8 protein-coding genes are annotated in these 9,932 nt (G+C 65.6%); 4 read left to right on the forward strand and 4 right to left on the reverse strand.

Annotated elements, in window-relative coordinates:
- Window positions 1-56: 56 nt before the first annotated feature.
- From VNN55_06875 to VNN55_06885, 3 genes are read right to left on the reverse strand one after another with little or no spacing between them, the layout of a single operon-like run.
- Window positions 57-2,786, reverse strand: coding sequence for a DEAD/DEAH box helicase (locus VNN55_06875; GenBank protein HWO57272.1), 2,730 nt, complete (start codon window positions 2,784-2,786; stop codon window positions 57-59).
- A complete protein-coding gene (locus VNN55_06880) occupies window positions 2,786-3,805 on the reverse strand; it encodes a DUF559 domain-containing protein (protein ID HWO57273.1) in 1,020 nt (339 codons plus the stop codon). The genes VNN55_06875 and VNN55_06880 overlap by 1 nt, the downstream gene beginning before the upstream one ends.
- A 5-nt stretch (window positions 3,806-3,810) precedes the next feature.
- Window positions 3,811-4,083, reverse strand: a complete 273-nt coding sequence (locus VNN55_06885; protein ID HWO57274.1) for a hypothetical protein — start codon at window positions 4,081-4,083, stop codon at window positions 3,811-3,813.
- 532 nt (window positions 4,084-4,615) lie between these two features.
- Between VNN55_06885 and VNN55_06890 the strand changes: the two genes are divergently transcribed.
- The 4 genes from VNN55_06890 to VNN55_06905 all read left to right on the forward strand — a co-directional run bounded on the left by VNN55_06890 (window position 4,616) and on the right by VNN55_06905 (window position 8,734).
- The gene (locus VNN55_06890; protein ID HWO57275.1) at window positions 4,616-5,842 is read left to right on the forward strand and encodes an OmpA family protein; all 1,227 of its coding nucleotides are present in this window, start codon (window positions 4,616-4,618) and stop codon (window positions 5,840-5,842) included.
- A 495-nt stretch (window positions 5,843-6,337) separates the two neighbouring features.
- Complete coding sequence (locus VNN55_06895; protein ID HWO57276.1) at window positions 6,338-6,535, forward strand: hypothetical protein; 198 nt, start codon at window positions 6,338-6,340, stop codon at window positions 6,533-6,535.
- A 14-nt stretch (window positions 6,536-6,549) separates the two neighbouring features.
- The gene (locus VNN55_06900; protein ID HWO57277.1) at window positions 6,550-6,978 is read left to right on the forward strand and encodes a hypothetical protein; all 429 of its coding nucleotides are present in this window, start codon (window positions 6,550-6,552) and stop codon (window positions 6,976-6,978) included.
- 64 nt (window positions 6,979-7,042) lie between these two features.
- The gene (locus VNN55_06905) at window positions 7,043-8,734 is read left to right on the forward strand and encodes a DNA repair protein RecN (protein HWO57278.1); all 1,692 of its coding nucleotides are present in this window, start codon (window positions 7,043-7,045) and stop codon (window positions 8,732-8,734) included.
- A 210-nt stretch (window positions 8,735-8,944) separates the two neighbouring features.
- On the opposite strand, the gene VNN55_06910 is transcribed toward VNN55_06905, so the two are convergent.
- Window positions 8,945-9,932 (reverse strand): fatty acid desaturase (locus tag VNN55_06910; GenBank protein HWO57279.1); only part of this gene is annotated, 988 nt, incomplete at its 5' end.

A 9,932-nucleotide genomic window follows, 5' to 3' on the forward strand; every position in this document is an offset into this window, starting at 1 on the left:
TCCCCATCCGTCATTGCGAGCCCCGCGCTTTATGCGGGGCGAAGCAATCTTTGTCCTCACGCCGCCTTGTTCGTCATCCCCGCCTGCAGCAACTGCTCCGCCCGCGAGCGGATGTCCCAATCGGGGTGGGTGGCCAGACGCGGCAGATCAAAACGGATCGCCTGCGGCGGCAGCGTCAGCCGGTAATGCCCGCAACCGTCGTTTTCAATCAACGTGTCGGCGCGCGGCCCGGCGGCGCTCAACTCGCGCCGCAACTGATAGAAGTACTTGATCTGATTCTCTCCCGGCTCGATCTCGGTCTTGTTGATCCAGCCGTCGCGGGTCAGCAAACGCGCCGCCGCCAGCGCCAACAGGTACTTGAAACTCTTGGCCCGCAGCATCAGCGTCCGCCCCTCCAATTGCACCGACATCCGCGCCCGGTGCCCGGCGCCGTCCAATTGCAGAATGGGTGACATGACTTCCTCCTGTCGTTTGTTCGCGGAATCGGGAATATGGAACTCGCCGCGCCCGGCCGCCGAATGCGCATCCCGCATTCCGCGCTCCGTCGCGGGTGTCTCAGCAATCTGCCTCTGCGTCCAGGCGCGGCAGCGCGCGATCGCCCGCTCCGCCACCGGCGCCGGGACCAGCGCGGCCAGGTCGGCCGCTTCACGCTGCGCCAGCGCCGCCGGGTCATCCCAGCCGCGCCCCAGCAGCTCCAACAACGTCTGACGGGGGAGAAGCCCGCCCAACGCGTCGACCAAGGCCGCGGCGCTCTCCGGCACGCCATGCCGCGTCCGGAAGGCGGCGCGTGTCAACTCGCGCGCAAACCGCGCCGTCGCCGGCGTCGCCTGCGCCCATGCCCCCGCCGTCTCCAAAAGCCACGACAACGTGTCCGCCACCGGCTCCAGACGCCCCACCGGCAGACGGTACCGCTGCTCGATTTGCCGCGTGTCGACCCCGTGCATCCAATCGTCGAGCACAAGCGCCGTCAGCATCGCGCGCGCCTGCGCCGCCGCCGTGGCAAACGCGCCCGTCACCGCCGCGGGATCGTGCGCAAAACGCCGCCCCAGCGCGGTGAGGAAATCCTCGCCGAAACGCGACAGCCACACCGACGCCGCCTCCCGCGGCGGCGGCTGTGTCAAACGCGCCTCCGCCGCCTCGGGACGCGTCGCCAGAAACGCGATCCACAACGCCGGATCAAAATCGCTGGCGGCATCCAGCGCCCGCGTCAACGCCGCCGCCGTCTCGATGCCAATCCCCGCCGTCGCCGCAATCGCCCCGCGCGGCGTCGAACTCAGATATCCCTCCGGATCCACGATCACCAACCCCGCCCGCGCCAACCGCGCCAACGCCCCCTCCACGGAGGACGACGCTGCCGCCGCGCCCGCAAACGGCGACCGGGCCGCGATCGCCGCCGCATCTTCCAATCGCCGCGCCAAACCGCAGACCACCCAATCCAGCAACCGCCGCTCCGGCGGAAAGGCGGCCATCGGCGCCGGTTCCGGCGCCGATGCGTCCGGCGCGATGTAGGCCTGCCACAGCAACTCCGCTTCGCACTCGCTGTGGCTCCAGAGCACACCCCGCCCCGGCGCGCCCGCGTTGCCGGAGAGTCCCAGACGCCCGGCGCGTCCGGCCATGCCTTCGAACTCCAGACGCGCCAGCGGCGTCGGCACCGGATGCCCGGTGTAGGGCCCGCCGCTGTATTTCTCCGCGTCGACAAACGCGGCCGTCGCCGGCAGATTCACCCCCCAGGCCAATGTCCCGGTGCAGAAGAGCGCCGCCAACTGCCCGCGCGCAAACAACTGCTCCACCAAGGTCCGCTGCTGCGGTGTCAGGTCGGCGTGATGCACACCCACTCCATGCTCCAGCCAATGCGCCAACGGCCCGGCCAGCGAGGGACCGCTGCGAATCGCCCAGCGATCCTCCTCCGTCAGGACCGGCGCCGCGACGCGGCGCTCGGCCAGCGCCTGCGCCCGACGGTGGCAGTCGGATTTCGACGGGCAAAACACCAGGATGCGCTCGCCGCGATCGGCCAGCGCATCCAGCAGCGCCAACGGACGCTCCGCCTCCGGCAACGTGCTGTCCCAGGGCAGCGTCTCCTCGCCGGTCTCGGCGGAATTGTGCTCGCGGAAACGGAACCGCCCCTCGTGCAGCACCCCGAGACGCAGCTCCACCGGACGCCGCCGCACCGTCAACACCGGCGCGCGCAGATAGCGCGACAACGCCTCCGCCTGCGGCAGATGCGACGCCAGCAGGAGCACCCGCGGCCGATGTGCCGCCGCCGCCAGCACATCGCACAGCGACGCCACCACCGGCCCGCGCCGCGCATCGCCCAACAGTTGCGGCTCATCGAAAATCACCAGGTCGATCGCCGAAAGCAGATCCAGGTGCGACAGCAACAGCGCATGGAACTTCTCATAGACCGTGACCGCGATGTCGAAATCCCCGCGCCGCAAACGCCCGTCGGCGCCGCGCCGGTCGCGCGTCGAGACCGCCACACGAAACCCCAGCGGGGGGAGGGCAAAGATTTCGTGCCAACGCTCGTGCTTCTGCGCGACCAGCGCCTTCAGCGGCGCCACATACACCACCCGGCGCCGCCGCGCCAACGAACCCGCCGCCGCCACCTCCGCCAGGAAGGTCTTTCCCGACGAGGTCGGCGCGACCACAATCAAACTCCCGCGCCCGCACAGATCATGCGCGCGCACCGCGTCCGCCTGCCAATCCAGCAACTCCGCCCCGGTCGTCGCGCCCCACCGCGCCAGAAACCGCTCGGAGATGCCATACTCTGTCAGCCGCGAAAGCTTCATCACTCCTCTTGGTGACGACCCCGAACTCCCCGCCCGCCGCGATTCACTGGAAGCGTGTTCGAAGGTCTCTGGATGCTGCGATCCACTGGAATACCTGCTCGTTCACCTCTCCCTGCGGGGGAGGTGAACCTTGCCGCACCCCGGCGATCACCACGCGATTCGCTCATCGGCGATGCACCTGACAGCATGTTCGGAGATCTTTGGGCACCGCAACTCGCTCGAATAGACACTCGTTCACCTCTCCCTTTGGGAGAGGTCGATTCGCCGAAGGTGAATCGGGTGAGGGCACCTGGCGCCAGCGACCCCTCACCCGTTTTGCCTGCGGCAAAACGACCTCCCCCTGAGGGGGAGGTGAACATATCCGGGGCCGGGTGCTTGCGATGGGATGCAATCATCGGCGATGAACCTGCCGGCGCGTTCGAAGGATTTGGGTTGTTACGATTCGTTTGAAGGTCTGCTCGTTCACCTCTCCCTTTGGGAGAGGCCGATTCGCCTTCGGCGAATGATGAACCTGCCGGCGTGTTCGAAGGATTTGGGGTGTTACGATTCGCTTGAAGATTGGCTCGTTCACCTCTCCCTTTGGGAGAGGTCGATTCGCCGAAGGCGAATCGGGTGAGGGCCCCCGCCCCGCGGCAGGCCTCCCGAATCGCCGCCCGCACACCCTCCGCATTCTTCAGGACATCCTCATTCGCAAACCGGATCACCCGGAATCCGTGGTCGCTCAACCATTGCGCGCGGACCCGGTCCGCGTCATGCTGTCCCGCATGCGAGGCGCCGTCGATTTCGATCACCAAACGGCGCTCGTGGCAGTAGAAGTCGACCACATACCGCCCGATGGGATGCTGGCGACGGAACTTGAGCCCCTCCAGGTGCCCGTTGCGCAGAAATCCCCAGACACGATTTTCGATGTTCGACATCGTCCGGCGCAGCCGACGCGCCCGCTGGATCATCGCGCGCGCATCGGGCCGCATGGAAAGGGCCTTTTCAGGCCGCGGTGTCGGCGCTCCCGTCTTCGGCATCGCGCTCACCCGCACAGCCCCATCCCGCACACCGTGCAGGTGTCGCAGCCGCCCACACGCGCCATCGTCCCGCCGCAGTCACGGCAAAACGACCGCCCGCAATGCCCGCACACCCACACCCCCAACACCAGATCCGTCACCAGCGGCGTCCCGCACAGACACAGAGGCACCGACATCACGCGGTGGTGCGCCGCCCCGTGCTCGCTTTCCCGCGACGGTGCCACCGGCTCCATCGCGCCCTCATCCGCCTTCCGCATCGCCCGCGCCATCTGCGACACCCCTTTGTCCCGAGTCGTTCGTGAAGGCACCGTCACACCGTGCCCGCTTTGTATCCCTGATCTGAGTCCCGGCCTGAGGAAGGCGGGCTCTGTCTGCTCGTACGTAGGATACTGCTCAAATGTTCAGTTGTCAAGACCGGCGGAGAGGGAGAAAAGCACAAAATGATATGGGGGTGGTAACCCGTTGCCAAACAAGAGGGTGGAAAATGAGGACTGAAAAAGGGGAAAAAGATGCCGGGGTTTTGTAACTCGGAGCGGCTTGACACTACTAAAGCAGTGTGGGGGACGCTGTTCGGTCAGCGGTAGGGGCCTACTATCCGCCACACCGTGTCTACCCACCGAACCCGGGCGTGAGCGACCGAACTCCGCCCGGGCGTTTTCATTTCATCCCTATTCGGTCACAAATAAAGTCCGGCCCGCACATAAACCCCTTGAAGCCGTCCTTGGCGAATGGGCGTGGCGCGATTACTTTCGCACGAGTGGTTGGCGTCACGCCGGAACGGACACGACACCAAACAGAAATGAGGCGGTCATGAGCGCGCGCGGAATGCTGCTGGCAGTGCTGATCGGGGCCCTGATCGGCGCCTGGAACATCGAGCCGGCCCAGGCCCAGTTGGGCGGGCTGAAAAAGAAGGCCGAAGAGAAAGCCAAGAAGGAAGCCGAGAAAAAAGCCCAGGAGGCGGTCGAAGGCAAGGAAGAGGCCCCGGCCGAAGAGTCCACGTCGCCGCAGGGCGAATCCGCCAAGGGCGAAGCCGCCGCCGGCGACGCGGCCGCCGAAAAGCAGGAGCCCGGTGCCGGCGTCTGGGTCAACTACGACTTTGTGCCCGGCAGCCGTGTCATCTTCTTCGATGATTTCTCCAAAGACGTGGTCGGCAACTTCCCCCAGCGCCTCGAGTTCATCGAAGGCAACATGGAGGTCGCCGAATGGAAGGGGCAGCGCTGGCTGCGCGCCTCCAGCGACAGCCGCTTCCAGATCCCCCTGCCCGAGGTGCTGCCCGACAAGTTCACCATCGAGTTCGACATGTATGCCCCCTACGGCTGGAACGAGACCAACCTCTGCGGCAGCGCCCGCGACGATTGGGACAACCGTGAGTTGACCGAAGCGCAGACCTGTTTCTGTGTCAACCCCTGGGACCAGTACGCCGGGCTGTTCCTCAACAGAACGAAGGCGTATATCGCCTCGCTGCACCTGCCCGATGAAGTGTTCGAGGACGTCTACCACTGCCGCATTCTCGGCGACGGCAAGTACATGAAGGCTTACATCAACGAGACCCGTGTCGCCAACGTCCCGAAGACCGCCTTCACCCGGAGCAACGCTCTTTGGTTCGACACCTACGCGCAGACCGAGCGGCCGGTGATGTTCACCAACTTCCGCGTTGCCGTCAGCGACAAGACCATCTACGACGCTCTCGCCGCCGACGGGCGCGTCGCGACCCACGGCATCCTCTTCGACTCCGGCTCCGACAAGATCCGTCCCGAGTCGACGCCGACGCTCAAGGAGATCGGGCAGATGCTGACCGATCATCCGGAACTGAAACTGTTGATCGAGGGGCACACCGACAACGTGGGCGATGACGCGTCCAATCAGACGCTCTCGGAGAAACGCGCCGCCGCGGTCAAGGGATACCTGATCGAGCATCACAAGATCGACGCGGCCCGCCTCGAATCGCAGGGCTTCGGCGAGACCAAGCCGGTCGCCGGCAACGACACACCCGAAGGCCGCCAGAACAACCGTCGCGTGGAGCTGGTGAAACTGTAAGGGCCGAACAAAGATTTCTTTCCGCCGCGGCGGACAGGCGTCGTCGTCCGCCTCCGGCGGACTCTTCCTCGCAATGACGAGGAGGTTCACCCGCCGACCATCAGCCAAATCCCGTCATTCCAAGCCGGCGCTCTTTGCCGGCTTGGAATCTTTGTTACCCCCCCGTCATTGCGAGCCCCGCGCTCTTTGCGGGGCGAAGCAATCTTTGTTTCCCCTGCGCCGAGCCAAAAGAGATTGCTTTCCGCCGCGGCGGACAGGCGTCGTCGTCCGCCTCCGGCGGACTCTTCCTCGCAATGACGAGGAGGTTCCCACGCTGCCCATCAGCCAAATCCCGTCATTCCAAACCGGCGCTCTTTGCCGGCTTGGAATCTTTGTTACCCTCCGTCATTGCGAGCCCCGCGCTCTTTGCGGGGCGAAGCAATCTTTGTTCACCCCCACTGCATCCGCTTCAATCTTGTCTTTTTTCCCCGCCGCCGATATCATCCCCACGGCGCCATGAACACCATGCCTGAATCATACAAGTGCCCGCATTGCGGCAAGGACGCCCAAATCGATCTGGCCCACGAACTGGAAAACGGCCAGACCGACCTGCGTCAATCCATCGACGGCCGTCAGAATCTGAAACTCGATCTGCCCAAACGACTCCTGGTTGCCTGCGACCACTGCCATCGGACGATGGTGATCCAGCCCTGAGACGCTCAGCCCCGATGCCCAACGATCTCGACATCCGCGCCCGCCAGGGGGAGATTCCCACCGACGAGGATCTCTTCTGGCCGCAGGCGATGCGTCAGGTGCAGCTGGGCATGCTGACGAGCGCGCACACCGCCGCGGGCGGCCTCCTGGCGCTCTCGCTGGTGGCCTGGGCGTTGGTGGTCGCGGCGTTGCTCTATGGCGCGGTGGGGGAGGAGCTGGTCTTCTGGCTTGTGCCGCTGGGGCTCTGGACACTCTCGGCGATCGCGGCATTGCGTGTTTTCATCGTCCGCCGCTACCGCTACTTCGCCAACTCGCCCGATTCCACCCGGCAGGCGGTGGCACGGATCGCCCGCAAGAAGATCCAACAATTGTATGTCGCCATCGCGCTCTGGGCATTCGGTGTTTTGTTTCTGTTGCTGGCGTTGTTACTTGAGCGCGGATAGAAGCCCCCGCCCCCCGTCCGGTTGATCGCGGAGCGGGAACCGGGACATCCGCCCACACAGCGCCATGCTCCGCCGTCTGCACATCCGCAACTTCGCCATTATCGAGGACCTCGAGCTGTCCTTCACTCCCGGCCTGACCGTGTTCACCGGCGAAACCGGCGCGGGCAAGACCATCCTCGTCGAAGCGATCCGCTTCCTGCTGGGCGGAAAGACCGGTGTCGAGATGATCCGCACCGGCGCCGACCGCGCCGTGGTGGAGGGGGACTTCGACGGCACGGTCATCCGCCGCGAACTGAGCGCCGCCGGGCGTTCGCGCTGCTTCCGCGACGAGGAACAACTCACGCTCGCCGAACTGGCGACGCTCGGCGAATCACTGGCCGACCACTGCGGCCAGCACGCGCACCAGGTGTTGCTGGATCCGTCGCGCCACCTCGAATGGCTCGACCGCGCCGCTGCCGCCATCGCGACCGCAGAACGGGTCCAATCCACCTGGTCCGAACTGTCGGCCGTCACGCAGAGCATCCGCGATCTCGAGGCGCGCATCGCCCGTCGCCGCGAGGAAGAGGAGCTGCGCGCCTTCCAGATGGGCGAAATCCGCGCCGCCGCGTTGCAGCCCGATGAGGAAGAGCAATTGAAGGCCGAGGCCACCGTCCTCAAGCATGCGCGCCGTCTGGCCGAATCCGCCGAACTGGCGCTGCAACTGCTCACCGACGAGGAGTCGTCGGTCGAGGGGGCCATCGGACGCGCCCGCCGCGAGGCCGAAAACGCCGCCCACATTGACCCGCGCTGGCAGGAGATTGTCGCGCCGCTCACCGCCGCCGGCGATGCCGTGGTCGATGCCGTGCGCGCCCTCACCCACTACCGCGACAGTCTCGCCTTCGATCCGATGCGCGCCGATCAGATCGAGACGCGTCTGTCGGAGATCTACCGGCTGAAGAAGAAGTATGGCGACTCCGTCGCCGCCATTCTCGCCCGTCTGGCCGAACTCGAATCCGAGCAGTCCTCGTCGGCCGCGCTCGACGATCAGTTGCGCGCCGCGGCGGCGCGCCGCCGTCAGCTCGAAGACACGCTGGTCGCTTTGTGCGCCGATCTATCGATCAAACGCCACACCGCCGCCAAATCGCTGGCCGCCGGCGCCAACGCGGTCATCGCGCGTCTCGGCATGGCCAAAGCGGCGGTGCGCATCGACCTGACACCGCACACCGAGGGCGGATTGGTGATTGACGGCCACCGCCTGCATGACACCGGCGCCGAGTCTGCCCAGTTTCTCTTTGAGGCCAATCCCGCCGAGGGCTTCAAGCCCCTGCACAAGATTGCCTCCGGCGGCGAACTCTCCCGCCTGCTTCTGGCCTTCAAGTCGGCGATTCAGGACAACGGGGCACAACGTGCTGCGACGAGGCCCCGGCGCGGTTCACCGTCCGCTCCGATGGCGCCCCCGCTCTACATTTTCGATGAGATCGACTCCGGCATCGGCGGGCAGACCGCCCACGCCGTCGCCCGCGAGATCAAAGCGCTGGCCGGCGATGCGCAGGTCTTCCTGATCACCCACCTGCAGCAACTGGCCACCGTCGCCGACACCCACTTCCGCATCACCAAGAAGACGACCGCCGGACGCGCCCGCGTGATCGTCGAGCCGCTCTCCGGCGATGCCCGCGTTCAGGAACTGGCGCGCATGATCGCCGGCGATGAGGTCACTGACCGCGCGCTCGAACTGGCCGCCGAACTCGTCAACGCCAAACCCCGCCGAAAACGGTAGCCCGCCTCGGCGTCGCTCGTACTGGATCGAACATGACTTCGCAAATCATTCGTCGGGGCGTGTTGCGTACGCCCTGCTCCATCCGCGCATTTCTCACGCTCTGTCTCGAAGGCGCCCATTCGTAACGCGCTCGCTGATCCCCGCTCACTGCGCCGCATGAAAAAGGGGCGTATGCACTACGCCCCTGCGTCATCTGACTGGTCAGATCGGTCAGCGCTCGTCAAACCCCACCATCTGCCGCGTCTCCTCATCCCACAGCTTGAACCCCACACAGCGCAGACTGTCGCGCAGCGTCAGCCGCGTGACGTTCTTCTGCAGGAATTCATTCTCGGCCAGCGCCTGATGCAGACGGTAGTTCGGAATCCGGCTGCAGAGATGGTGCACATGGTGCACCCCGATGTTGCCGGTCAGCCAGTTGAGCGCCGGCGGCAGATCGTAGTAGGAACTGCCGCGCAGGCTCGCCTCGCGGTAATTCCACTCCGGCTCCTCGCGCCAGTAGGTGTCCTCAAACTGGTGCTGGATGTAAAACAGCCACACCCCCAGCGTCCCGGCGATCAGGATCACCGGCAGCTGCACCTTGAGCAGCGCGCTCCAGCCGATGAGCGCCGCGGCCGCCACCGCCAGTCCGATGATCAACGCATTGGTCAGCATCACGCTGCGCCACTCGCGCTTCCATGACCACGGCATGTCCAGCGGCAGACGATGCTTCAGCAGGAACTGGTAGGCGGGCCCGACGACAAACAAGGTCAGGGGATGACGGTACACCCGGTATCCCAACCGCCGCCACCGGCTCAGTTCCCGGTATTCGGCGACCGTCAGCGTCGTCACATCGCCGAAATCGCGACGGTCCAGATTCCCCGAGGTCGCGTGATGGATGGCGTGTGTGCGCCGCCAATAATCGTAGGGCGTGAAGGTCAGCACTCCGAGAATCGTGCCGAGGAAGTTGTTCCACGATTGCTTCGGGAAAAACGACCCATGCCCGCAATCGTGCTGGAAGATGAACAACCGCACCAGGAACGCGCCGGTCGGCACCGCGAGAAGCAGCGTGAGCCAGTATGAATACTCCAGACTCCGGTACGTCGCATACCAGAGCAGGGCAAACGGTCCGGCGGTGTTGATTAACTGCCACAGACTGCGCTTGACCTCGGGACGGATGTAGGATGTCAGTGACGGAGGCGGGGCTTCAACGTCGGCGAAG

Source organism: bacterium, from assembly GCA_035559435.1.
GTDB lineage: Bacteria > Zixibacteria > MSB-5A5 > WJJR01 > WJJR01 > JACQFV01.